We start from the raw sequence: 24210 nt of genomic DNA on the forward strand, positions 1-24210 counted from the left end.
TACCGCCTACGTCGGAACTAGGCCGTGAAGATCGAAATAGGATTATTGACGAGCATGTCCAGGATCGGAAAGCCGAGCGAGACTTACGAAAAAAATACGCAGGACTCGCTTTCCGATTCGCAGTCGGTGGCGTGCTCTTCTGGGCTCTTCTTTTGGTCTGGGCGGGCTGCGCTACCTACTATACTACCAACCCCCCTTTCTCGGACAATTTATTGATAGCAATAACCACAGCAACCTCAGTGAACTTGTTTGCTGCGTTTCTGGGTGTAATCAGAGGGCTTTTTCCAGCCAATGGAAAAAAGGAGTAGCTTATGGTTACTCATCCAAGCTTTCGCGCCAAAACATCAACGGAAACGGCCACATGAGCCCGAAAATCTCAGTGCCATAAAAAGGGCATGCCGCTCAAAAGCGGCATGCCCTTCACAAACCCTCTCGTTACTCCGCTTGGATCAAGAACCTTTCTACGTCCATCGAGGGAAACGACTCCTTCAGTAAGGAGATAAGCTTTAGCACCTTTCCCGTCGAGGGTACGAGGTTCTCAGCTAACTTCGCCCGCTTCGCGTTCTTCACCTCAGACGGGCTGGTTGGGTACCCCTCGGAAGTCAACCACGACGCTAGCTCGGAATAGCTCATCGTCGCTTTGATGCCCCACGCCCCCTGAGTATAAGCTCGCAGGAACATCCGACGCATTACCCCGACGCTGCCCTCAGTGCTATACAGAATCGCCAGGCCTCCGGTACTGCTTCGATGGCGATCGCGAGCAATCGTGAATTGGTAGAAGTCACTCCAACTCTCCCAGTCGGAAAGCGTTTTAAGACACCGCTTACGTCTCCATTCGTCAAATATAACCCGAGCGCGCTTCGCCGCCTCAACGGTCGTCCAGGGCACGGTTTCGAATGCCAAATGCTCGCCATAGCCCAACGTTGCCATGACGGGGGAGACGGGGCAGCGCTTGAAGTCGAATTCGAGGTTCAGGCGAACAGGGCGGTCGAAGCGAACCAGATCCAGGTCATCCAGCCATTGCTGGCGCAGACTCACGAAGGGCCTAATCTGGGTCTTATCCTCAGGCGTGCGTCGCATGAACAGGTCAAGCATCCAGCGGTTGTGCTCGCCTTTCGGGACAGGCGGCGATATCCCGGCCTTGGCCAGCACAACAGCGGTATCGCCCTTCTCCATAGGCAACCCTGTTAGTTGCCCGCGAGTCTTCATGGCGACAATCTGCCGGACTTGATGCTTGAGCTCCATCATTTTAGATCCGGGCGCCACGCGCTCGCACAAAGTCTGGAAGCGAGTCGCCATAGGGCCTGAAAGGTCCAGCTCCTCAAAGGTCGCGTCGGTTAGGAAACCGTCAGTAGTAACGCTCAGTACGTTTCGGTGATTGGGGAGGCCGGCAAGTACTTCTGCCAGAACAGCCCGGATAAAACCGGTAGCCATCGCCGCCATAACCTCGTTTGTCAGTACCGAATGAGGCAGCTCAACACTTTTCTCCGTCCGAGTATCGAAAACGTTTTTCGCGTGTAATCCCTGCGCAAGCTTGCCATATAGCCCGTTTCCAATGAGCTTCGCATACTGCTCATCGAGGCTGCCCTTGGGATATCGCGCTCGGAGATCTCTTATGTGGGTTGTGAACGTTTCAAAGATGCGTGTATCGCTTCCCTCTTTCCAAGGGAACACAACGCCATGCTGAATGTGCAAGTCGCACCCAACGGCAAGTGCCGCTTCGATCTCCGGGGCGGTGCAATAGCTCACTCCAGTTAAAGGAAAAATTAAACCATTCCGCTCAGTCTGTACCGGGAGACCAGGGAAACGCGTACCGGCGGGATAGGAAAACCGGACCTTAGCAAAACCTGCCACGTGGCCCGTGAAGTTCTCGACGTCGCAAGTGGTGAACGCGCCGTCGTAATCAATCTGCCTAAGATAGACGAGTCCTGTCGTATATGCCCCTCTAAGATCGAAGTCGTTCCACAGCCCGACAGCGCTGGGCCCAAAAGAGAAGCACTCGTTTCGGCCGCCTAGATAGCAGGAAGAAACGAAAGGAGCATGGATAGCCCTTAGTTGATTTGGGACGGATGTTTTTATCGTCCTAAGCGCATTTCGGTCCCTGTCCCAGATTTGGCTAGTTTGCTCGCGCTTGCCGAATACCGCGTCGAAATCAAATCCAGCCTCGTCTAGGCATTTTCGGAACAACCTGACGGCAAGGCCGCTGCTCGTAGCAGGCAGGCTATCTCTTCCCGTCCAGAGCTTCGCTGCGTCTCGGAGTCGAAGGTAAAACTTCGCCGCAATCTCAGCATCACGTATTGCATATGTCTCAAAGCCAGCTTTGTCCAAAGCGAGATATTTATCCATCCGCTCGATCATGCCGTGAGGAAGCTCAATCTTAGGAAGACCAATCTGCTCGCCCACCATATCCAACGTCGTACCGACCGGAGCATGCCGAGCCATATCGATAAAAGAAACGGAGAGACGACGCAGCACACCGGCTTGGACCATGACGAAGCTTTCCTGGGTCCTTACAGGGACATCAAAAGTCACGTCGGAGCGTACTGAAGCCACACTGCCGCCAACGCTATCTAACTTATTTTTGAACTCGGGTAAGTCAGCGAAGGCAGCTAGGTCCGCTCGAAAAAAGAAGCCACAGGCCACGACCTGGCGAGGCCACTCACGGATTGCCCCAGCATCCATCGCCCCGTCTATCACTTGAGCCAGTAGATGACCTAGACGAAGTCGACCTTCACGGGACTTACCTGCGGTGTAAAAGATTTTGGAGAAATCACCGTCTTCACCGACCAAGAAAAACTGAGCGCTCAGAATGATGTTCCCGTCACCGGCAGGGTCCCGTACCCACTCGCAATCAATGCCAACGGTTACCGAGGGCCCAAGACCGGCAAACGGAATGCTTGGATCACGGGTCGCTTCAGCGATCTGGTGTCGTAGCGTCTGCTCAGACCGCTTCAGCAACGAGTCAGCGTCGAAGTCAATCGGAGCGGTGTAACTCTCTTGCTTGAATTCCCCCTCAACAGCGTTACACCAGTCGATCACGGCCGGCGCGGAGTTCTGGGTCGTCAAAATCGAGCATTCCTGACTCATAACTAATACCTGACAAAGCGAATCGATTGCCGGAACGAAGCCGTTCCGGCGAATAAAGGATGTAATGGTTGTTTATGCGAGTTCTCGCCAGTCAGGCTGAGGCGCAGAACGGAGGTTTAAGACGACGTCGACTAGGGCGTCGCGGATATCGGCAGCCCGCTCGTCATCGGGCTCAGGCAGCCAAGCCATCAACGCACCATCTTTAACGATGACGCCACGACCGGGCACTAATTGAACTGACGTGTTCAAGGAAAAAGGGAAAACGTCGCGATTCGGCAGACGAATCGGTCTTTTATACGTAGCCATACCAACCTCCAGTTAATGGGGAAAGTCGACGAGGAAACACAGCCGCATAAGTGCAGCGTTATCTCTGGGCAAAAGGGCACAGAGCGTCATCGGTATTCGATGTGCTTCGGTCAAGTCGACAACAGCGCAACTGGGAAACTGGACGGATCCAGTTTGCTTAGCCTAAGAACAATGCTCGATAGGCTTCTCGGCGAGACCCGCATTGAGTGCAGGGGCTGGAGGGGGCACAGCTCTGGATGCTGGGACGCTATTAGTCCGCAGGGTAGGTATTCGCTATTAACCTAACGTCAAAGCGATCTGTGGGGCGGGATCCTACATAGCAATCATCGTGTCCGCCAGAGCCAAATGAGAGCTAATAAGCTGGAAGCTTGTGACTAGAGACAACTAAAGAAAGCTTTGTAAATCGACCGTACCGCTAACAGCTCGCCATCTAACGCTACGTACGCGATAGCACGCCTGACCAGGAGCTTCCGAAGCCACCATTTCCTACCGCTGGTCGGGCTAAGCCGGGGAAGGCCAGGAGGGCGCGGATAAAAGCGCTAGCGACACAAAAAATGTCGTCATGAAAAGGTAGTTGCGGGTCGACAAAACACCCCCTTTGGAGACCTTGGATTTCCGACGAACGGTAGCGGTTGCTGCTGTGCTACATAAGGGAATCGCTAGCGAACGGGATAGCAAACAGACATCATTCTGCTTAATGCGCTTGGGCCGCCGCCGCGGCGCACATTTCTAGGTTAGGCAGTCAGAAGCGAATACGCACGGAGTTGAGCATGATAAGGAAGCTGAGGAAGCGCTTTGGGCGGCATGAGGAGCTAGCTAAGTCGACGACGGCCATAGCGGGCCTTACCACCGCTACATCGGTTGCAGTAAGCACCGCGGCGGCAGCCGCCGCACCAACCGGTTTGTCCGCGGCGGCTGTTGCTCTCGGCCTAACCAGCGCACCGTTGATAGTGAGCGTCGCTCCGGTCGTTTGCGGAGTCGCTGCAGTTGCTGGGTCTGTTGCTGGAGCCGTCCGTTTTTATTCGTGGTGTAAGGATCTATCGTCAGAGCCAGACACGATGCTAAGCCAAAGCGATACGAGTCCGGAAAGTCAGCAGAATTAGGGTAGCCCAACAGCTGCCCGATACAGAACCGATCCGGACTTCGCAGCACCCTACAGCAGATCATCGCCTACGAAGATCGGCAGCACGAGGCGACTTCGGAGGTTGAGCAGAGCTAGAGGGAACCAAAGGGCTTCGCGATACGAAACCGATCCTAACGGCGGCTCGTATCGTTTAGCTGCGTTTGCACGAAAGAACACATGCCTAAGCCGGCGCCAGGAGCCATATCCGCACGCCGCGCTTCGCTGCCGACTATCCGAGACGGCGCCGATCAACCTGATTGCTTAGGGTTCTGCAGCGGGTTGCGGAGCCTGCAAGGCGTTGTTCATACGCGAACAGGCTCACAATAGTCTCGGTCTATTGCAACGCACCGACAAACAAATCTTGAACCGCTTCGATGCGCTTGAGCGCAGATTCTACGGCCTCCTCTTGCGCGGCCGTTAGGCGTCCAAACGCTTGCTCTAAATTGCTAACGCCTTGCTCTAGTGTGTCGGCCTCCATGACACACCTTAGAATGCGTAGATACCAAATCTTGTTATGAACTACGTCGATTCCTGCCCGCTCCGCTTGGGTGAGCAGCTGTGAAGTCAGCTCGCCCTGGATCATTGCGTACATGGCCTGCAATTCAACGCTTTGCCAAAGTTGCTCGCTCCCTCTGAGCGCTAAAACGGAAGCGACGTTTTGCGCCAGTAAGTACTGCCCCAGCAGAGCGCCTCGATCCGCATTGGAATTCTGAAGTTGAACATTCACCTCATAGAAAACTTTGCATAGGCAGCCTGTTAGCAGTGACACAGCTTCGCGAGCTTCCGGATTGCTTGTCGCTTCCAATCGAGAAAGGGTATTGCCGATCACCTTTTCAAATGACCGTGAAAGCAGCTCGTCTAAAAAGGTCGGCAGGCACTCTCCTCCGGGCTCCGACTCATCCGTATTGCCGCGAAGTACGCCGACTAGGTCCTTGAGCATGTTTGTCAGCACAAGCACTTCGTTTTCCGTCAATTGATCGAGATACTGAAAATCATAGTCATTGATATAGAGATTTTTAGCCTCACAGCGAATACTTCTGATCTCAGACAAAGGAAACTTGTCGAGTTTTCTGAGCGTGCCCTTAGCCCACAAACACTGCGGTGTAACTACAAGAAAGTCTTTGGCGGTCTGCAAAAAAGTATTGTCAACGATAAGTAACACGTCGTAAGGCTTGATCTGTCCGGCGGATATTTCTAGCACCTTCTTTATCTTAAAAACTTTGATGGAAGGCGCGACCTGAACCTGCTGCGCCAACCGGTGCCTACTAGCCACTGCATTGACAATCTTTAGATGCGGCTGGTGATAGCTGCCCTCGAAGGCGGGAGCAGGCCGTGGCGCAGGGGCCTGCGGCACGTTTAATGAATCGTCTGCGGGCGCCGGAGCGATGATTTGCTCCGTCTGATCCGCGAGTTCGGTGCTGGCCACCTGTTGCGAAGCAACTGCTGCCATTGGCTGCGCTGCGTCATCAGCGGCAGGCTTCATGAGAGCCGCAATATTCGTCATTAACTGCAGCAATTCTTTTGGCTTCATGTCACACCCGGACATTCCGAGCGCACACCCGCCACCCAACAGAAGGTCAAACCCTTTCGTACTCCGGGCATCCGCAGATGATTCAAACTCTTCCCAAGACATACATGTTTTAGCGGATGTCGTGGTCCAGTCGTTCTTCCAGAATAGACCTTCGGAGGTAAACGCAAGTCCATTTTTGGCAGAGCCGAAAACCGTCGTATCGACAATCGCGAACACCTTTGCAGAGGGCGGTATGCCATAACAGGCATAAGCGTTATCAGATTTCTTGCGAGGTATGTCGGGACTAATGTATAGCCCCTTCGTAGGTGAGGCTTGCAATGCGTCGAGTAACAGCTTTTCCATGAGTTCGGTCCCTTAAGGAGCTCCGTCCGCGGTTTCGGCGCACGGAATTAGTTGCGTTTTGCGGGCGAGTGTGTCAACCGTTCGTTTCAGTGCCGACCGCGATCTCAGGTGCTGTCAGCGCAAGGCGCTGCGCCTGAACGGCCTCAAGTTTTTTTATGATGGTTTCGCGGTGGCGCAGCGAATGCTCATGCAGGGCGGTTCTAGGCACCACCAGCCGCACGGGTGTGGGCAGCAGCTCAAAGGCTTTGTCCACAGCCCAGACGAACGTTGCGTCATCGTTCAGGCGGTCGTGTGCTACTGCGAGCAAGCCTTCGACCAACACTCTTTCAATCGTGGGCCAATAGGCTTCGATGCGCCCGATGACAGGAGTCGTGCTCGCGTCTACCGATTCCAGCACGACATCTTTTGCGTTCGCCACTTTGTCGGTGACACCATCCTTCAACGTGACAACCTTGTCCGCGACAGAGCCGCCCAAAGCCTTTGCCTTGCCAACCAATGAACCGAACATTGCCGTCTTCCAAACCCCAGATGATCCTTTTCATATCGGATCCAGCGCTGATTACTTGAGATCAAATCGTATGAAATCACGAACCTAATCTGGGTCAGCTAGATAAGTGCTGTCGGGTTGAGCACAGCTAAGCAGTACTTGGAGCCGTCGTGTAGCGGCTTACCTCGCGGGCCATCCGATCCGAAACCGATCTTATGCTCTCACTATCGGCCCTCGGCGCTTCTAGAAGCAGGCACCGAAGGTCGCACCATCTCTAAGATTGCGGCTTGAATACAGACTCTTTCCTGCCGGTCTATTGCTGTTTTTTTCCGGAAGGGAAACACAAAGGGCGTTCACCGCGCCGGCCAACTGGTCGTCGGGCGAGGCTTACCGCACCTACCGTAGGCCGACCATGCCTTGGCTAGGCATGGTCGATTGGGGTTTGATCGGGCCGGGACGAGCGAGCCCTAAGCTGCCTAGCATTGCCCGTCGAAGCTCAGTAAAAACTTGCCCAATTTCCAAGCCCTGCGTCTTGAAAATCCCCGTGTCGGCGGTTCGATTCCGTCCCTGGGCACCACTCATTTCGTTTCGAGTGGTGCATCCTCCGAAACACCAGAAACCGGCCATGAGCCGGTTTTTTGTTGCCTGCGATTTTGCCCACAGCCGCAGCCCCATCTGAGACACAGCTCCCTGCCCCTCGCCGACCAGACTGCTAACCTCGCGCCTCGCTTCGCCGGAGGTTCACATGCTGCGTTACTTGCTTGCCGTCCTGCTTGCCACGGCTCTGCCCGCTTCGGCGGAGTCGATCGACTGCCGCGTCATAGGGATCGCGGGCGGTGACATCTTCGCGTGCCTGACGGCCAAACAGGAGCGGGTGCGGGTTCGAATGGCGGAGATCGACGCACCGGAGGCTCGCCAGGTATACGGATTGGAGGCGCAGCACGCCCTGTCTGGGTACATCTTCGGCAAGGATGTCACCCTTGTGGTGCAGGGGCATGATCGCCACGGTCGGACACTGGCGCGCGTCAGAGCAGGCGACACGGACGTAAACGCCGAAATGGTCCGGTCCGGGGCCGCTTGGGCCGATCCCGATTACATGACCGATCGAAATCTGCGGGCTCTCGAAGCGGTAGCCCGCGAATTCAAGCGCGGCCTCTGGGCGCTGCCCAAGCCGGACAGGCAACCCCCCTGGCAATGGCGCGAGGCCAGGCGCTGAACACTTACGCATCGGCTGGCTGCACGTCCAGCAGATGCCTCGACACCACGCAAATTTAATGAAAACAATTTGCATTTAGTTTAACGTCACGCTCCCCAACAATACCAAGACCGGGAGCACCTACGTGTTACGCAAAAGTTGTCTGTGCCTGTCCGTTTCCCTGGCCACCCTGAGCCTTGTGTCCCCGCCGACAGTGGCCGAACCGGCGACCGAACTCGAGACGGTGACCATCAGCGCCACCCGCGCCCAGAGCGAAGCGGGCAAGACACCCCAGAAGATCACCGTCATCGACCGAGAGCAAATCGAGCAACAGCTGGCGATTACGTCCGACCATGGCGCGGTGCTGAGCAACCTGATCCCGTCCTATTCGCCAAGCCGGCAGAAGATGAGCAGCGCCGGTGAAACCTTCCGTGGTCGTTCAGCGCTGATCCTCATTGACGGCGTGCCGCAGTCGACGCCCCTTCGCGACAGCCAGCGCGATGGCTATGTCATTGACCTGTCGATGGTCGAGCGCATCGAGGTGATCCACGGCGCCAGTGCCGAACACGGCCTGGGCGCGACCGGCGGGATCATCAACTACGTCACGCGGCGCCCCGCAAGTGGCACGCTGCGCCAGCATGCCGGGGCCAGTCTGACCACCCCCATCGACTATGAATCCGAAGGCCTGGGCTACAAGCTGGATTACCGCGTCGAAGGCACCGAAGGCAACTTCGACTACCTCGCTGCAGCCAGCTGGCAGACCCAGGGGATGTTCTACGACGCCAACGGCGAACTGATCGGGGTCGACGACACCCAAGGTGACGTCATGGATTCCACGAGCCAGGACCTGATGGTCAAGCTTGGCTACTGGATCGATGACAACCAGAACCTGTCCCTCATGCTCAACCGCTATGAGGTCGAAGGCGAGCACGAGTACGTGAACGTACCGGGCGACGCCGACGCCAATGTTCCCGCGACCTCGCGTAAGGGCGACCCGCAGGGCAAGGCACCGCAGAACGAGACGCTGGCAAGCAGCCTCACCTACAAGCATGCCGACCTGTACGGCAACGAACTCGGCCTGCAGCTCTACACCCAGCGCTTTCGCGCGCGTTTCGGTGGTGGAACCAACGGCACCTTCCAGGACGCCAGCATCGCGCCAATCGGCACCCTGTTCGACCAGTCGCAAAACGAGTCGGACAAGATCGGCGGCAAGCTGACCCTGAGTCGCGACGGCCTGCTCGACGATCACCTGCGGCTGACGGGCGGCCTCGATGTGTTACAGGACACCACCCGCCAGCAGCTGATCCTGACCGACCGCGAATGGGTGCCCGAGACAGTGTTCCGCAATTACGCGCCTTTCCTGCAGGCCGAGATCCGTGCACTGGAATCGCTCACCCTCTTTGCCGGGGTGCGCCATGAGTTCGCCGAACTTGAGATCGACAGCTTCCGCACTATCGCCTCGACCAATCCGGCGATTGGCGGCGTGGACGTCGAAGGCGGCAATCCGAACTTCGAGGAAACCCTCTACAACGCCGGCTTCGTATGGCAGGTTTCCGATTGGGTACAACTGTTCGGCAACTACTCCGAAGGCTTCGGCATGCCCGACGTCGGCCGGGTGCTGCGCGGCATCGGCACGCCGGGCACCCGCGTCGACAGCTTCCTCGACCTGCAGCCGGTGGTCACCGAGAACCGCGAGATTGGTCTGCGTCTGAAGCAGGGGCCCTTCGATGCCGAGATCAGCTACTACGAGTCCGACGCCGATCTCGGTTCGCGCCTGGACAGCGTGGGTGGCGTTTATCAGATCCGTCGCGAGCGTACGGAAATCGACGGTGTCGAGTTCACCGGCGGCTGGCAAGTCACCGAGGCCCATCGCCTGAAGCTGATGTACGCCCAGGTCGACGGCCGCTCGGACACCGACGGCGACGGCAAGGTCGACACCGATCTCAACGGCGCCAACATCTCGCCGAATCGATACGGCATGAGCTGGCAGGCCAACTGGACAGACGAGCTGCACAGCCTGCTACAGGTGAACCACTATGCCAGCCGCGACTTCGATACGCCCGGCCTCGAGTTTGACGGCTACAGCCTGGTCGACGCCTTTGTCGGCTATCGCCTGCCGGTCGGCGAAGCCAGCCTCGGCGTCGAGAACCTGTTCAACGAGGATTACCTGACCTATTACTCGCAGGCCGCCAACACGGGTTCGAAGATCACCCGCGACGGCCGCGTGTTCAACGGCCGAGGCCGGACCCTCACGCTGTCCTATGCGGTGAATTTCTAAGCCTCGCGCGCGCTCGCCCATTCGGGGCGGGCGCCTCTCGAGCGCACCGTAACAGCCCCTTTCTGCCCCTTGAGCGGATGCCCTGCAGCCACCCGCAAGCCCTGCGGCGTGAATTTCTGGTGAGTATTCGGGCGCTCGCTACCGTCTACCCTTCTGGTGATACCTGGCGTTTGCGCAGTCACGACCCGTATTCCGTCCCATTCTCCAACCAGGGAGCCGACCGACATATGGAAGCAGACAAGAAGCTACCCAAAGCCATCATCCTCGTTCCGGTGTTCGTCCCTGCGGTTATCGTGACGCTGTTGCTGGTCATCGGCACCATCAGCAACCCGGACCTGGCCGGCGAGCTGTTCAGCTCGACCCTGGCGTTCATCACCACCAACTTCGGCTGGTTCTACATGCTGTCGGTGGCGTTCTTCCTGGTCTTCATCGTCGGCATCGCCCTGACCAAATGGGGCAACATCAAGCTCGGCCCCGATCACGCCGAGCCGCAATACAGTTTTCCGGCCTGGTTCGCCATGCTGTTTTCGGCCGGTTACGGCATTGCGCTGCTGTTCTTCGGGGTCGCCGAGCCCGTTCTGCACTACGCCTCTCCCCCGGCCGGAGCGGCCGAGACGGTCGATTCGGCGAAACAGGCGATGCAGATCGCCTTCTTCCATTGGGGTTTCCACATCTGGGGCATCTTCGGCATCGTCGGGTTGGCGCTGGCATATTTCTCGTTCCGTCATGGTCTGCCGCTGTCGCTGCGCTCGGCGCTCTACCCGCTGATCGGCGAACGCATCTACGGTCCGATCGGCCACTTCGTCGACGTGCTGGTCATCCTCGGAACGCTGTTCGGCATCGCCACCACACTGGGCCTGTCGGTCACCCAGATCAACGCGGGCCTGAACTACCTGTGGCCGGACATTCCGGTCAGCATCGGCGTGCAGGTCACGGCCATCGCCATCATCACGGCAATGGCGATCGCCTCGGTGGTCGCCGGGCTGGACAAGGGCGTGAAGAACCTGTCGCTGCTCAACATCCTGCTGGCCACGGTGCTGATGCTGTTCGTGCTGGCGGTCGGCCCGACCATCTTCATTCTCGAGACCTTCCTGCAGAACACCGGCAGCTACCTGAACAACATCGTCGAACGCACCTTCAACCTGCAGGCGTACAGCCGCAGCGACTGGATCGGCAACTGGACGCTGTTCATCTTCGGCTGGACCATCTCCTGGTCACCCTTCGTCGGCCTGTTCATCGCGAAGATCAGCCGCGGCCGGACGATCCGCCAGTTCGTCTTTGGCGTGATGATCGTGCCGACCATGTTCACCTTCCTCTGGTTCTCGGTATTCGGCGACACCGCACTGCACCTGATCATGGTCGAGGGCTACACGACGCTTATCGCCGACGTGCAAGCGGACAATGCCATTGCGCTGTTCAAGCTGTTCGAGCTCCTGCCGTGGTCGTCGGTCGCCTCGTTTCTGGCGGTACTGCTGATCGTCACCTTCTTTGTCACCTCGTCGGACTCCGGCTCGCTGGTGATCGACTCCATCGCCGCCGGCGGCGCCATCCAGACGCCCGTCTGGCAACGGGTGTTCTGGGCAACCATCGAAGGGGTGGTCGCTGCCACCCTGCTGATCGCCGGCGGCTTGAGCGCCCTGCAAACCATGGCCATCGCCAGTGGCCTGCCGTTCTGCATCCTGATGATGCTGGCCGGGCTGGGCATGTGGCGTGCCCTGGTCATCGAGGGGCATCAGCTGAGCCTGCAGAACCTCACCCAGGGGAACCGGGCCAATACCGCCGCGCCCGGAATGTGGAAGAAGCGCCTGGCGGGACTGGTCAACTTCCCCAACCGCGAGCAGGTGCAGACCTTCATGGAGACGACCGTGCTCAAGGGTATGCGCCGGGTCCAGCGCGGGCTGGTCGAGCAGGGCTGGCCAGCCGAGGTGCACGTCGACGAGGCGAATTCGCGCCTGTATCTGGAGGTGATCAAGGACGACCAGCTCGACTTCGTCTATGAGATCAGGGCGGTCGGCTACGCCATGCCGGCGTTCGCCTTCGCCGATGCCCCGGAAGCCGAGGAGCAGTACTACCGGGCCGAAGTCTTCCTGCGTCGCGGCGGCCAGCACTACGACGTCTATGGCTACGACCAGGCGGACATCATCAGCGACATCCTCGACCAGTTCGAAAAATACCTGCACTTCCTTCATATCTCGCCCGGCAGCCTGCCGTGGAAAATGGACGAGCACGACGAGATGCTGACCGGTGAGACCGAGCCCAGACCGGGTTCGGCCTGATCCGGTCACCGGGGGTTACCCGATCGGGCTGCCTTCGGCATTTTCATCTATATAGATAGGGGCACTGCGACCAAGCCAGCGACGTGACCGGCCAGTCACGCGGCACAAGGCGGCGTCGCGCTTGGCGCATGCCCCCGCCCATGCTAGGTTTGCGCCTCGCCAGGACGGCGAGCTGTCAGCCGGAGCGCAATTTACATAGACACGGAGCAGGCGACGCCCTGTTTCGAGAAGAGGAAGCTCAATGGCCGAGGCCATACCCGCACTGGAAATCCGCAACCTGCACAAGCGCTACGGCGATCTGGAAGTTCTCAAAGGCATCTCGCTGACCGCTCGCGATGGCGATGTGATTTCCATCCTCGGCTCTTCCGGTTCAGGAAAATCCACGTTTCTGCGTTGCATCAACCTGCTGGAAAACCCCAACGAGGGGGAAATTCTCGTTGCCGGTGAACAGCTGCGTCTCAAGCGGGCGAAGGACGGCGACCTGGTGGCCGCCGACGCCAAGCAAATCAACCTGATGCGCAGCAAACTGGGCTTCGTGTTCCAGAACTTCAACCTGTGGCCGCACATGACTGTGCTGGACAACATTATCGAGGCACCTCGCCGGGTGCTCGGCCTGAGCAAGGCCGAGGCTATCGAGACGGCCGAAGCGCTGTTGGCCAAGGTTGGCATCGCCGACAAGCGGCACGTCTACCCCAACCAGCTGTCCGGCGGCCAACAGCAGCGCGCGGCCATCGCCCGAACGCTGGCCATGCAGCCCAAGGTGATCCTGTTCGACGAGCCGACCTCGGCCCTCGACCCGGAAATGGTACAAGAAGTGCTAGCAGTGATCCGGTCGCTGGCCGATGAAGGTCGCACCATGCTGCTGGTCACCCATGAAATGAACTTCGCCAAGCAGGTTTCCAGTGAGGTGGTCTTTCTCCACCAGGGCCTGGTCGAAGAGCAGGGAACGCCGGAGCAGGTGTTCGAAAATCCCCAATCGGCACGCTGTAAACAGTTCATGTCCAGCCATCGCTAATGGAGCAACACCGCATGAAAAGCTATAAGAAGATTCTGCTGACCGCCGCCGCCACCCTGATGCTCGGCGCCAATGCCTTTGCCGCCGAAAAGCTGCGTATCGGTACCGAGGGCGCCTACCCACCCTTCAACCTGATCGATGCCAGCGGCCAGGTCGTCGGTTTCGATCTCGATATCGCCCACGCGCTCTGCGCCAAGATGGAAGTGGAGTGTGAAGTGGTGACCTCCGATTGGGACGGCATCATCCCCGCGCTGAACGCTGGCAAGTTCGACTTCCTCGCTGCGTCCATGTCGGTCACCGAGGAGCGCAAGCAGGCCGTCGACTTCACCGACCACTACTACACCAACAAGCTGCAGTTCGTCGCGCCCAAGTCCGTCGACTTCAAGACCAACAAGGATTACCTCGACGGCAAGGTGATCGGCGCGCAGCGTGCGACCATCGCCGGGACCTGGTTGGAAGACAACATGGACGACGTCGTCGACATCAAGCTCTACGACACCCAGGAAAACGCGTATCTGGACCTGGCCTCGGGCCGCGTCGATGGCATCCTGGCCGATTCCTTCGTGCAGTGGGAATGGCTCAAGAGCGACGCTGGCAAGAACTTCGAGTTCAAGGGTGAGCCGGTGTTCGACAACGACAAGATCGCCATCGCGGTACGCAAGGGCAACGACGAGCTGCGTGAAAAGCTGAACAAGGCGCTGGCGGAAATTCGCGCCGACGGCACCTACGAGAAGCTCAACGCCAAGTACTTCCCGTTCGATATCTACTGATCCGTCTGAATCGAAGCCCGGCCACCATCAAAGGTAGGTCGGGCTTTGATGTTTGAGCCCATATGATTCCCGATCTTCATGGATTCGGTCCGGCGCTGATCGCCGGCACCTGGATGACCATCCAGCTGGCGCTGTCCGCCCTGGCCCTTGGCCTGGTGCTGGGCCTGCTCGGCGCCCTCGCCAAGACATCCCCGTTCGCCGCCATGCGCTGGGTCGGCGGCACCTATTCGACTATCGTTCGTGGCGTTCCCGAGCTGCTCTGGGTCCTGCTGATCTATTTCGGCACCATCAACCTGGTCCGCGGTATCGGCGAACTCTTCGGAATCGACAACCTGGCACTCAGCCCCTTCGCGGCGGGCACCATCGCCCTGGGCCTGTGCTTTGGCGCCTACGCCACCGAAGTTTTCCGCGGCGCGCTATTGGCCATCCCCAAGGGCCATCGTGAGGCCGGCCTTGCGCTGGGACTGGCCAAGCGGCGGATCTTCCTGCGCCTGATCCTGCCGCAGATGTGGCGCCTGGCCCTGCCCGGCCTGGGCAACCTGTTCATGATCCTGATGAAGGACACCGCGCTGGTATCGGTGATCGGCCTCGAAGAAATCATGCGCAGCTCGCAGATCGCCGTGACCGCGAGCAAGGAGCCCTTTACCTTCTTCGTCGTCGCCGCGCTCATCTATCTGGGCCTGACGATCATCGCCATGACCGGCATGCATTTCCTTGAAAAACGCGCCGGTCGCGGTTTCGTCAGGAGCGCCGCATGAGCTGGGAACTCTTCATCAAGTGGCTGCCGAGCTTTCTCGATGGCGCCTGGCTCACCTTGCAGCTGGTGGGCGTATCGGTCATTGCCGGCCTGATTCTGGCCCTGCCGCTGGGCATCGCCCGCTCCTCAAGGGTCCTGGCCGTCCGCGCCCTCCCCTATGGCTACATCTTCTTCTTCCGCGGCACGCCGCTACTGGTCCAGCTGTTCCTCGTCTACTACGGCATGGCGCAGTTCGAGGTCGTGCGCACTAGCGTGCTCTGGCCCTACCTGCGTGACCCATATTGGTGCGCCATCATCACCATGACGCTGCACACCGCCGCCTACATCGCCGAAATCCTCCGGGGCGCTATCCAGAACGTCCCGCCGGGCGAGATCGAGGCCGCCCGCGCACTCGGCATGTCACGCCGCCAGGCGCTGTGGCACATCATCCTGCCGCGTGCTGCGCGCATCGGCCTGCCGGCCTACAGCAACGAGGTGATCCTGATGCTCAAGGCCAGTGCGCTGGCGAGCACCATCACCCTGCTGGAATTGACCGGCATGGCTCGCAAGATCGCGGCGCGCACCTACATGCACGAAGAAATGTTCCTCACTGCCGGCCTGATCTACCTGGTCATCGCCTTCGTGCTGATGCAGGGCTTCAAGCTGCTCGAGCGCTGGCTGCGCGTGGACGCCTGCCAAGGCCGCTGATCCACCCATCGATCGGGGCCCGCCCTCGCGGCGCCCCGCCGCCTCCAGCATTGCATGCGCCGGAATCATGCCGCACCGGCGCAGTCATAGGCTACTCATTCATCCACCCGCGAGGCCGCCAATGCCCGTCGATATCCAGCGCATCGAAATGGACACACTCGCCTGCTGGCGCATCCGCCGGGGCGATGCCGAACTGGTCGTTGCCGAGCAGGGCGCCCAGGTTCTCAGCTATCGGGGCGCCGACGGCCAACCGGTGATCTGGCTGAGCGAGCAAGCGGCGTTCGTTAGCGGCCAGCCGGTGCGCGGCGGCGTGCCGGTCTGCTGGCCCTGGTTCGGCGACCTGACACGCAATCCGCAAGCCGTCCAGGCGGGCTATCAAGGCAGCGAGCCGCCTGCACATGGGCTCGTCCGTAGCGTCGACTGGACCCTGCTGGATTCGCGCAGCGATGCCGAGGGCGCCACCCTCACCTTCACCAGCCCCGGCAACCTGCCCGGCTGGCCCCACGAGGTCCAGGCCGAACTGACGATCCGCCTCGACCAGACCCTGCAGCTGTCGCTGACCAGCCGCAACCAGGGTCAGGAAACCGTGACGCTTTCCCAGGCGCTGCACAGCTACTTCGCCATCAGCGACATCCATCAGGTCACCGTCGAGGGACTCGACGGTCTGCCCTACATCGAGACGCTCGACGGCTGGCAACGCCGCGAACAGCAGGGTGACCTGCGTTTCGTCGGCGAAACCGATCGCATCTACCTCGACGTACCGTCCAGGCTGGCCTTGCGCGACCCCGCAGCGAACCGGCGCATCACCTTGCAGGTGGAGGGGTCGCGCTCGGCCGTGCTGTGGAATCCCTGGATCGACAAGTCTCGTCGACTTTCGCAGTTCGCCGATGATGCCTGGCAGCGCATGCTCTGCATCGAAACGGCGAATGTGATGGATGATGTGATTCGGCTGGCGCCCGGTGCCAGCCATACCCTGAGCGTCGCGATCGGCATCGAGCCCAACGCCGGCTGACCGCCTTATCTGGGCAGCAACTGGGCCAGGCGTGCATCGAGCAAGCCCGCAAAGCGCGCATACCAAGTGAGGTTACGCGGGGAAGGGTGCGGCAAGGGATGCAGGCGCAAGCGGCGCCTTTCGCCCTGCGCGGTGCTCAGCTCGACCTCGCAACTGGCCGTGAAACGGTCCTCTCGCTGCCAGTAGGCCTCCAGCCGTTGGCGATCCGCCGACGTCGCATCGAGGCCGAACCAGAAGAAGGCCTCGCGTCCCAGGGTGACAACGTCCCGGCCCTGCCAATGATCCAGTAACAGATGCCGCATCAGCGGCTCGAACCGGCGTTTGACCGCCATCGACCAGGCGCGATTGCCCAGCGGTTTGTAGGGCACGGTGTTGAGCCAGAAGAACCCGGCGCCCGCCGCCAGGCTCACCTCGAAGCTGGCCGACTCGGTTCCGTACAGGTGCCGATGCAGTGCACGCCGCACCAGCTGCCCGCCGCTGCCGACGAAGGGCTCACCGTGGCGCACTTCTTCACGGCCCGGGTCGCGACCGAGAAAGGCGATCGGTGCGTCGGTCGGGCCAAGACCGATGATCGGCTCCAGCGGGTCCTTGTCGAATGCCTGGTAAACCGCCGTGTCGATCCCCTCGGTCTGAGCGGCTAGGTCCCGGAAGGCCTGGCGCTGTCGAGGATCTAGGGGCATGGGTGGCGGCATCGACTACAGATCGTCCTCGTCCACAAGCGCGACGTGGCTTGCGGCGATGGCGTAGGCGGCGTCCGCCAGGTCGTTGCTGACCGGCTCGATCGCCAGCGTGCCGTCGACCCAGAGCGGTGCGTAGATGTCGTCCAATTGGATGCCGGCCGGGTAACGCACCATCACGATCTGGTTCGGTGGCGGCGGCGGCACATGGATGCAGGCGCCCGGGTAGGGCACGAGGAAGAATTCGGTGGCGCGCCCCTTGGCGTCGGTCTCCAGCGGGACCGGATAGCCGCCAAGGCGAACCTCCCGGCCCGCCAGTGCCGGTACGGTTTTGGCCGAATACATCACCTCCGGCAGGCCGGCGCCTTGCTTGAGTCCACCCTCGTCGCTGAAGCCGTCCGCCTCGGGTGTGTCGTGCGCGATCTCGGGCATGTCTTCCAGTGCCTGGCGATCTTCGGCCGGCATCAGTTCGAGCCAGTCGAGTTCGGCCGGGGCGGCATGGGTGAAGGTGGTGCAGAGCAGCAGAAAGAGGGCGGTGAGGCGCATGGAGGTCGACTGGTCGATGGGAAACGGGCCGCCGGAGACGGCCCCGTGCGGATCAGTGTTTACGGCCGGTCACCATGCCGTAGATCACCAGGAGGATGATTGCACCGATCACGGCACCGATAAACCCTGCACCCTCGCCTGCCTCGTAGAGGCCGAGCGCCTGGCCACCGTAGGTCGCCAGCAACGAACCGCCGATACCCAGCAGGATGGTCATGATCCAGCCCATGCTGTCGTTGCCCGGTTTCAGGAAGCGCGCGATCAGGCCCACGATCAGGCCGATGATGATTGTTCCGATGATGCCCATTGGCAGTCTCCTGTGGTCCGAATTTAGGCGTTGCCTATTCTCGGACCTACGCCGCATCGGCCAGTTCGGACACCGATGCGGCGTGACAGACGGCCGGGTCTCAGCGGCGCTCGATCAGCGACTCGACCGCGGTGATCTGCCGATCCAGGGTGGCGCGGTCCGGGCAGCGCAGCGTGGCGTGGCCGACCTTGCGCCCGGCCTTGAAGGCCTTGCCGTAGTGATGCAAGTGGCAATCCTCGATGGCGATCACCTTTTCCACCGGCGGCACTTCGCCGATGAAGTTGAGCATGGCGCTCTCGCCCCGCTTCGCCGTCGAGCCCAGCGGCAGGCCGGTCACGGCACGCAGGTGGTTCTCGAACTGGCTGCACTCGGCGCCTTCGATGGTCCAGTGACCGGAGTTGTGCACGCGCGGCGCGATCTCGTTGGCCTTGAGCCCACCGTCAACCTCGAAGAACTCGAAGGCCAGCACCCCGACATAATCCAGCCGGGTCAGCACGCGACCGACATAGTCTTCGGCCAGCGCCTGCAACGGATGGTTGCTACTGGCAACCGAGAGCCTGAGGATGCCGTCCTCGTGGGTGTTGTGCACCAGCGGGTAGAAACAGGTTTCGCCGTCACGGCCGCGTACGGCGATCAGCGAGACTTCGCCGCTGAACGGCACGAAGCCTTCGAGGATGCAGGGCACGCTGCCCAGTTCGGCGAAGGCGCCGGCGACATCGGCCGGCTTGCGCAGCACCTTCTGACCCTTGCCGTCGTAGCCCAGGGTGCGGGTCTTGAGCACGGCCGGCAGGCCGATGCTGGCCGCCGCCGCGTCGAGGTCTTGCTGCGACTGGATGTCAGCGAATGCCGGGGTGGGAATGCCGAGGTCCTTGAACATCGACTTCTCGAACCAGCGATCGCGAGCGATGCGCAGCGCCTCGGCGCTGGGGTAGACCGGCACGAACTGCGAGAGAAAGGCGACCGTCTCGGCCGGTACGCTCTCGAACTCGAAGGTCACCAGGTCGACTTCATCGGCCAACTGGCGCAGGTGATCCTGATCGCCGTAATCGGCACGCAGGTGCTCGCCAAGCGCCGCGGCGCACGCATCCGGCGCCGGGTCGAGAAACGCGAAGTTCATCCCCAGAGGGGTGCCCGCCAGGGCCAGCATGCGGCCGAGCTGGCCGCCACCGATCACGCCGATTTTCATTTACGCGTCCCTCGGGTCCGGGTTATCGAGCACGGTCTGGGTCTGTTCGTCGCGGAATTTCTTCAGCGCCACGTGATACTCGGGGAATTCGTGGCCCAGGATGCTGGCCGAGAGCAGCGCGGCGTTGATGGCGCCCGCCTTGCCGATGGCCAGGGTCGCGACTGGCACGCCGGCTGGCATCTGCACGATCGAGAGCAGCGAATCCACGCCCGAAAGCATCGAGGACTGGACTGGTACGCCAAGCACCGGCAGATGGGTCTTGGCCGCGCACATGCCCGGCAGGTGGGCGGCACCGCCGGCGCCGGCAATGATCACGCGCAGGCCACGCTGTTCGGCCTGTTCGGCGTATTGGAAGAGCAGGTCCGGGGTGCGGTGCGCGGACACCACGGTGACTTCGTGCGGAATGCCGAGCTTTTCCAGCATATCGGCGGTGTGGCTCAGGGTGGACCAGTCGGACTTGGAGCCCATGATCACGCCTACCAGTGCGCTCATCATCGTGCCTCTCATCGGCGCCCGCAGGCGCATCAATAACGACAAACCACGCAATGAGCGTGGCCTGGTGTGCCTCGCGATCCGGCGCTTTGCTGGCCGCCGCGAGGGCCGCGCAGTATAGCGCAACCCCCGTCCGGCCAGTACCCTGCGCCGGCGACCGGCGCGGCTTGCCGACCGGCGCACGCCGCCGACAGGTCAGACGCCGGGCGAATCCTCGACACCCTGCCCCGCCCCGGCTTCGAGCTTGCGCCAGAGCAGGCGGACCGGCGCCTTGCGCACCAGCGCACAGCGATACAGGCGGATTTCCAGAGGCACGCGCCACTGCTCGCCACCGCAGACCACCAGCTCGCCACGCTCGAGTTCGGCGGTCACGCTCAGGCGCGGCACCCAGGCCAGACCGAGGCGCTGCATGGCCATGCTCTTGAGGCTGTCAGCCATGGCGGTTTCGTAGAGCGTCGTCGCGCGCAGCCCACGCTGGCGCAGCAAGAGGTTGACCGAGCGGCCGAGCGAGGCACCCGCGGTGTAGGCCAGCAAAGGGACCGTCTGCCCGCTGTCCGGATCGAACAGCGGCTCGCCGCCGGCATCCACCGCGCAGACCGGGACGATCTCGGTGCGCCCGAGCGACAACGAGGGAAACAGCTCCGGGTCCATCTGCAGCGCAGCTTCCGGATCGTAGTAGGCGAGGATCAGGTCGCACGTGCCCTCGCGCAGCGAATGCACGGCCTCACCGACGTTGGTCGCCACCAGTCGGCTGTTCACCGGCACACCATCCTGGCGCAGGCGGGCCAGCCACTCGGGAAAGAAGCCGAGCGCCAGCGAGTGAGCGGCGGCGATCTGCAGCACTTCGCCGCGCTGACCTTCGAGGTTGTGCAGGTAATGCACCGCTTCGCCGAGCTGGTCGATCATGTTGCGCGCGGTCACCAGAAACAGCTGCCCCGCCTCGGTCAACTCGACCGGCGTGCGCGCACGGTTGACCAAGGTCAGGCCGAGGCAATTCTCCAGGCTGCGAATACGCCGACTGAATGCCGGCTGGGTGACGAAGCGCCGCTCGGCGGCCTGGGAAAAGCTGCGGGTGGCGGCCAGGGCGACGAAGTCTTCCAGCCATTTCGTTTCGATGTTCATGCCAGCTCCGGGCGGTGGGACAAGCGACGCACAACTCGATAACGCTCGCCAGCGAAACGGCGTCACAGCATCGTTATGCCGATCCTGCATGACCCAACACCCAACGGCATTGGCCGAGCATCACCTTGAACCCCTATGGTAGCGGCCTTCGCGGCAAATGCCGTTTTTCTCTCGGATGAGAACCTCATGTCCTCCGCTGCATCCTTCCGGCTTGAAAAAGACCTGCTTGGCTCCCTTGAAGTCCCCGCCGACGCCTACTACGGCATCCAGACCCTGCGCGCCGTGCGCAACTTTCACCTCTCCGGCGTGCCGCTTTCGCACTTTCCCAAGCTGGTCGTGGCGTTGGCGATGGTCAAGCAGGCCGCCGCAGACGCCAACCGCGAGCTCGGTCACCTCAGCGATGCCAAACATGTGGCGATCAGCCAGGCCTGTGCGCACCTGATTCGCGGCGAGCACCACGAGCAGTTCGTCGTCGACATGATCCAGGGCGGCGCCGGCACCTCGACCAACATGAACGCCAACGAGGTGATCGCCAACCTCGCGCTCGAATACATGGGCCACGCCAAGGGTGAATATCGCCACCTGCACCCGAACAACGACGTGAACATGGCGCAGTCGACCAACGACGCCTACCCCACCGCCATCCGCCTCGGCCTGCTGCTCGGTCACGACACCCTGCTGGCCAGCCTCGACAGCCTGGTGCAGGCCTTTGCCGCCAAATCCGTCGAGTTCGCCCACATTCTGAAAATGGGTCGCACCCAGCTGCAGGACGCGGTGCCCATGACCCTGGGCCAGGAGTTTCGCGCCTTCGCCACGACCCTCGGCGAGGACCTCGAGCACCTGCGCCTGATCGCGCCGCAGCTCCTGGTCGAGGTCAACCTGGGTGGCACCGCCATCGGCACCGGCATCAATGCCGATCCCAACTACCAGGCCCTGGCCGTACAGCGCCTGGCGACCATCAGCGGCCACCCGCTCAAGCCCGCGGCCGACCTGATCGAAGCCACCTCCGACATGGGTGCCTTCGTCACCTTCTCCAGCATGCTCAAGCGCCTGGCGGTGAAGCTGTCGAAGATCTGCAACGACCTGCGCCTGCTCTCCAGCGGCCCGCGCACCGGCATCAACGAGATCAACCTGCCGCCGCGCCAACCGGGTAGCTCGATCATGCCGGGCAAGGTCAACCCGGTGATTCCCGAAGCGGTCAACCAGGTCGCCTTCGAAGTGATCGGCAACGACCTGGCGCTGACCATGGCCGCCGAAGCCGGCCAGCTGCAGCTCAACGTCATGGAGCCACTGATCGCCTACAAGCTGTTCGACTCGATCCGCCTGCTGCAGCGCGCCATGGACATGCTGCGCGAGCATTGCATCGTCGGCATCACGGCCAACGAGGACCATTGCCGACGCCTGATGGAAAACTCCATCGGCCTGATCACCGCGCTCAACCCCTACATCGGCTACGAAAACGCCACCCGCATCGCCGGACAGGCGCTGCTCAGCGGCCGCGGCGTGCTGGAACTGGTGCGTGAGGAGCAGTTGCTCGACGACGCCACGCTCGACGACATCCTGCGACCGGAAAACATGATCGCCCCGCGGCTTGTCCCGCTGAAGGCCTGACCCCCGTTTCACGCGCCCGACTCGTCGGGCGCGCTTGCATCCGGGCCGCGATCGGCGGCCCTTCTTTCAATAAGAACAACAAGGTACCCGCATGAACCAGAGCACCACCCTGCGTACACCCTTCCGCCTGCTCGGCCGCCTGGCCCTCTGGCAGCAGATCCTCATTGGCCTGGCCCTTGGCATCGCCGTCGGCCTGGCATTCAAGCAGGACGCCCTCGTCCTGGCGCCGATCGGCAGGCTGTTCCTCAACGCGATCAAGATGCTCATCGTTCCCCTGGTGTTCGTCTCGCTGGTTGCCGGCATCACCTCCATGAAGGACAGCGCCAAGCTTGGCCGGATCAGCATCAAGACCATCGTCGTCTACCTGGTGACCACCGCGTTCGCGGTCAGCATCGGCCTGCTGTTCGGCGCCCTGTTCAGCCCAGGCGACGGGATGAACATGGTCGCCAGCGGTACGGCGGAAACCAAGGAAGCCCCGTCGCTGGTGAGCATCCTGGTCGGGCTGGTGCCGAGTAACCCGGTCACGGCCTTCGCCGAGGGCAATATCCTGCAGATCATCGTGTTTGCCATCGCGATGGGCATCAGCATGAACCTGGTCGGCGAGCGCGCGGCCCCGGCGGTGCGCCTGTTCGATGGGCTGGCCGAGACCTTCTACAAGCTCACCGACCTGGTGATGCGCGTCGCGCCGTTCGGCGTCTTCGCCCTGACGGCCGGTGTGGTCGGTAGTCATGGTGCGGAGGTGTTGCTGCCGCTGGCGGGGGTGATCGGCGTGATCTACCTGGCCAGCATCGCTCACGTCCTGCTGGTCTACGGCGGCCTGCTGGGTCTGGTCGGCCGGCTCAGCCCGCTGCGCTTTCTGCAAGGCATCGCGCCGGCGCTGGCGGTGGCGTTCAGCACCTCGAGCAGTGCCGGCACCCTGCCCGTCTCCATCGAGTGCGCCCGCAAGAACCTGGGTGTCTCGGAAGGCGTTGCGGGCTTCGTGCTGCCGGTCGGCGCGACCATCAACATGGATGGCACCGCCATCTATCAGGGCGTGCTGGCCCTGTTCATCGCCCAGGCCTTCGGCATCGACCTCAGCGCCGGCCAGTACCTGATGATCATCCTCACCGCAACGCTGGCCTCCATCGGCACCGCCGGTATCCCGGGCGCCGGCCTGATCATGCTCGGCCTGGTCCTGACCTCGGCCGGCCTGCCGCTCGAAGGCGTGGCGCTGATTGCCGGCATCGACCGCATCCTCGACATGGCCCGCACCACGGTGAATGTCGCTGGCGACCTGATGACCACAACCCTGATCGGCCGCAGCGAAAACGAGCTCGACCGTGAGGTGTATGACAGCGCTGGCGCTCAATGACGCCACCCGGGGCGCCCCAAGCGGGCGCCCTGCATGCCTGCCAGGAAGGAACACA

19 protein-coding genes are annotated in these 24210 nt (G+C 61.3%); 10 read left to right on the top strand and 9 right to left on the bottom strand.

Annotated features, from left to right (window positions below):
• Window positions 1-435 precede the first annotated feature (435 nt).
• The 3 genes from MST27_RS02050 to MST27_RS02060 form a co-directional block, all read right to left on the bottom strand.
• Window positions 436-3087: a hypothetical protein gene (locus MST27_RS02050; RefSeq protein WP_243604338.1), complete on the bottom strand. Its 2652-nt coding sequence runs from the start codon at window positions 3085-3087 to the stop codon at window positions 436-438.
• A gap of 1763 nt (window positions 3088-4850) precedes the next feature.
• Window positions 4851-6389, bottom strand: coding sequence for a hypothetical protein (locus tag MST27_RS02055; protein WP_243604339.1), 1539 nt, complete (start codon window positions 6387-6389; stop codon window positions 4851-4853).
• A 73-nt stretch (window positions 6390-6462) separates the two neighbouring features.
• Window positions 6463-6897 carry a hypothetical protein gene (locus MST27_RS02060; RefSeq protein WP_243604340.1) on the bottom strand — a complete coding sequence of 145 codons (435 nt, stop codon included), beginning with the start codon at window positions 6895-6897 and terminating at the stop codon, window positions 6463-6465.
• Window positions 6898-7621: 724 nt separating this feature from the next.
• Here MST27_RS02060 and MST27_RS02065 point away from each other — a divergent pair.
• The 8 genes from MST27_RS02065 (at window position 7622) to MST27_RS02100 (ending at window position 16866) form a co-directional block, all read left to right on the top strand.
• Complete coding sequence (locus tag MST27_RS02065; RefSeq protein ID WP_243604341.1) at window positions 7622-8092, top strand: thermonuclease family protein; 471 nt, start codon at window positions 7622-7624, stop codon at window positions 8090-8092.
• Between the two features lie 124 nt (window positions 8093-8216).
• A complete protein-coding gene (locus tag MST27_RS02070; RefSeq protein WP_243604342.1) occupies window positions 8217-10349 on the top strand; it encodes a TonB-dependent receptor in 2133 nt (710 codons plus the stop codon).
• 227 nt (window positions 10350-10576) lie between these two features.
• Window positions 10577-12625: a BCCT family transporter gene (locus tag MST27_RS02075; RefSeq protein ID WP_243604343.1), complete on the top strand. Its 2049-nt coding sequence runs from the start codon at window positions 10577-10579 to the stop codon at window positions 12623-12625.
• Between the two features lie 241 nt (window positions 12626-12866).
• On the top strand, window positions 12867-13640 hold the full coding sequence (locus tag MST27_RS02080; protein WP_243604344.1) for an ABC transporter ATP-binding protein: 774 nt from the start codon (window positions 12867-12869) through the stop codon (window positions 13638-13640).
• 14 nt (window positions 13641-13654) lie between these two features.
• The gene (locus MST27_RS02085) at window positions 13655-14410 is read left to right on the top strand and encodes an ABC transporter substrate-binding protein (protein WP_243604345.1); all 756 of its coding nucleotides are present in this window, start codon (window positions 13655-13657) and stop codon (window positions 14408-14410) included.
• 62 nt (window positions 14411-14472) lie between these two features.
• Window positions 14473-15168 carry an ABC transporter permease gene (locus MST27_RS02090; RefSeq protein ID WP_243604346.1) on the top strand — a complete coding sequence of 232 codons (696 nt, stop codon included), beginning with the start codon at window positions 14473-14475 and terminating at the stop codon, window positions 15166-15168.
• Window positions 15165-15854 carry an ABC transporter permease gene (locus MST27_RS02095; protein WP_243604347.1) on the top strand — a complete coding sequence of 230 codons (690 nt, stop codon included), beginning with the start codon at window positions 15165-15167 and terminating at the stop codon, window positions 15852-15854. Before MST27_RS02090 ends, MST27_RS02095 begins: the two co-directional genes overlap by 4 nt.
• Before the next feature lie 121 nt (window positions 15855-15975).
• A complete protein-coding gene (locus MST27_RS02100; protein ID WP_243604348.1) occupies window positions 15976-16866 on the top strand; it encodes a D-hexose-6-phosphate mutarotase in 891 nt (296 codons plus the stop codon).
• Between the two features lie 5 nt (window positions 16867-16871).
• Here MST27_RS02100 and MST27_RS02105 read toward each other — a convergent pair whose 3' ends face one another.
• From MST27_RS02105 to MST27_RS02130, 6 genes are all read right to left on the bottom strand, one after another.
• Window positions 16872-17546, bottom strand: coding sequence for a uracil-DNA glycosylase family protein (locus tag MST27_RS02105; protein ID WP_243604349.1), 675 nt, complete (start codon window positions 17544-17546; stop codon window positions 16872-16874).
• A 15-nt stretch (window positions 17547-17561) separates the two neighbouring features.
• A complete protein-coding gene (locus MST27_RS02110) occupies window positions 17562-18089 on the bottom strand; it encodes a DUF3299 domain-containing protein (RefSeq protein WP_243604350.1) in 528 nt (175 codons plus the stop codon).
• A 52-nt stretch (window positions 18090-18141) separates the two neighbouring features.
• Entirely contained in the window at window positions 18142-18393 is a 252-nt protein-coding gene (locus MST27_RS02115) for a GlsB/YeaQ/YmgE family stress response membrane protein (RefSeq protein ID WP_243604351.1), read from the bottom strand.
• A gap of 100 nt (window positions 18394-18493) precedes the next feature.
• Complete coding sequence (locus MST27_RS02120; RefSeq protein ID WP_243604352.1) at window positions 18494-19579, bottom strand: 5-(carboxyamino)imidazole ribonucleotide synthase; 1086 nt, start codon at window positions 19577-19579, stop codon at window positions 18494-18496.
• Window positions 19580-20071 carry a 5-(carboxyamino)imidazole ribonucleotide mutase gene (gene purE, locus MST27_RS02125; RefSeq protein ID WP_243604353.1) on the bottom strand — a complete coding sequence of 164 codons (492 nt, stop codon included), beginning with the start codon at window positions 20069-20071 and terminating at the stop codon, window positions 19580-19582.
• Between the two features lie 195 nt (window positions 20072-20266).
• Entirely contained in the window at window positions 20267-21193 is a 927-nt protein-coding gene (locus MST27_RS02130; protein WP_243604354.1) for a LysR substrate-binding domain-containing protein, read from the bottom strand.
• Window positions 21194-21379: 186 nt separating this feature from the next.
• Here MST27_RS02130 and MST27_RS02135 point away from each other — a divergent pair, with 186 nt between their 5' ends.
• The gene (locus tag MST27_RS02135) at window positions 21380-22804 is read left to right on the top strand and encodes an aspartate ammonia-lyase (protein ID WP_243604355.1); all 1425 of its coding nucleotides are present in this window, start codon (window positions 21380-21382) and stop codon (window positions 22802-22804) included.
• 91 nt (window positions 22805-22895) lie between these two features.
• Window positions 22896-24155, top strand: a complete 1260-nt coding sequence (locus tag MST27_RS02140) for a dicarboxylate/amino acid:cation symporter (RefSeq protein WP_243604356.1) — start codon at window positions 22896-22898, stop codon at window positions 24153-24155.
• Window positions 24156-24210: the final 55 nt, after the last annotated feature.

The sequence above is a fragment of the Stutzerimonas marianensis genome, assembly GCF_022810315.1.
GTDB classification, from domain to species: Bacteria; Pseudomonadota; Gammaproteobacteria; order Pseudomonadales; family Pseudomonadaceae; genus Stutzerimonas; species Stutzerimonas marianensis.

Bases quoted from the DNA above. Each gene is read 5' to 3' on its own strand.
- MST27_RS02050 (WP_243604338.1), bottom strand. From the start codon at position 3,087: ATGAGTCAGGAATGCTCGATTTTGACGACCCAGAACTCCGCGCCGGCC.
- MST27_RS02055 (WP_243604339.1), bottom strand. From the start codon at position 6,389: ATGGAAAAGCTGTTACTCGACGCATTGCAAGCCTCACCTACGAAGGGG.
- MST27_RS02060 (WP_243604340.1), bottom strand. From the start codon at position 6,897: ATGTTCGGTTCATTGGTTGGCAAGGCAAAGGCTTTGGGCGGCTCTGTC.
- MST27_RS02065 (WP_243604341.1), top strand. From the start codon at position 7,622: ATGCTGCGTTACTTGCTTGCCGTCCTGCTTGCCACGGCTCTGCCCGCT.
- MST27_RS02075 (WP_243604343.1), top strand. From the start codon at position 10,577: ATGGAAGCAGACAAGAAGCTACCCAAAGCCATCATCCTCGTTCCGGTG.
- MST27_RS02080 (WP_243604344.1), top strand. From the start codon at position 12,867: ATGGCCGAGGCCATACCCGCACTGGAAATCCGCAACCTGCACAAGCGC.
- MST27_RS02085 (WP_243604345.1), top strand. From the start codon at position 13,655: ATGAAAAGCTATAAGAAGATTCTGCTGACCGCCGCCGCCACCCTGATG.
- MST27_RS02090 (WP_243604346.1), top strand. From the start codon at position 14,473: ATGATTCCCGATCTTCATGGATTCGGTCCGGCGCTGATCGCCGGCACC.
- MST27_RS02095 (WP_243604347.1), top strand. From the start codon at position 15,165: ATGAGCTGGGAACTCTTCATCAAGTGGCTGCCGAGCTTTCTCGATGGC.
- MST27_RS02100 (WP_243604348.1), top strand. From the start codon at position 15,976: ATGCCCGTCGATATCCAGCGCATCGAAATGGACACACTCGCCTGCTGG.
- MST27_RS02105 (WP_243604349.1), bottom strand. From the start codon at position 17,546: ATGCCCCTAGATCCTCGACAGCGCCAGGCCTTCCGGGACCTAGCCGCT.
- MST27_RS02110 (WP_243604350.1), bottom strand. From the start codon at position 18,089: ATGCGCCTCACCGCCCTCTTTCTGCTGCTCTGCACCACCTTCACCCAT.
- MST27_RS02115 (WP_243604351.1), bottom strand. From the start codon at position 18,393: ATGGGCATCATCGGAACAATCATCATCGGCCTGATCGTGGGCCTGATC.
- MST27_RS02120 (WP_243604352.1), bottom strand. From the start codon at position 19,579: ATGAAAATCGGCGTGATCGGTGGCGGCCAGCTCGGCCGCATGCTGGCC.
- purE (WP_243604353.1), bottom strand. From the start codon at position 20,071: ATGAGCGCACTGGTAGGCGTGATCATGGGCTCCAAGTCCGACTGGTCC.
- MST27_RS02130 (WP_243604354.1), bottom strand. From the start codon at position 21,193: ATGAACATCGAAACGAAATGGCTGGAAGACTTCGTCGCCCTGGCCGCC.
- MST27_RS02135 (WP_243604355.1), top strand. From the start codon at position 21,380: ATGTCCTCCGCTGCATCCTTCCGGCTTGAAAAAGACCTGCTTGGCTCC.
- MST27_RS02140 (WP_243604356.1), top strand. From the start codon at position 22,896: ATGAACCAGAGCACCACCCTGCGTACACCCTTCCGCCTGCTCGGCCGC.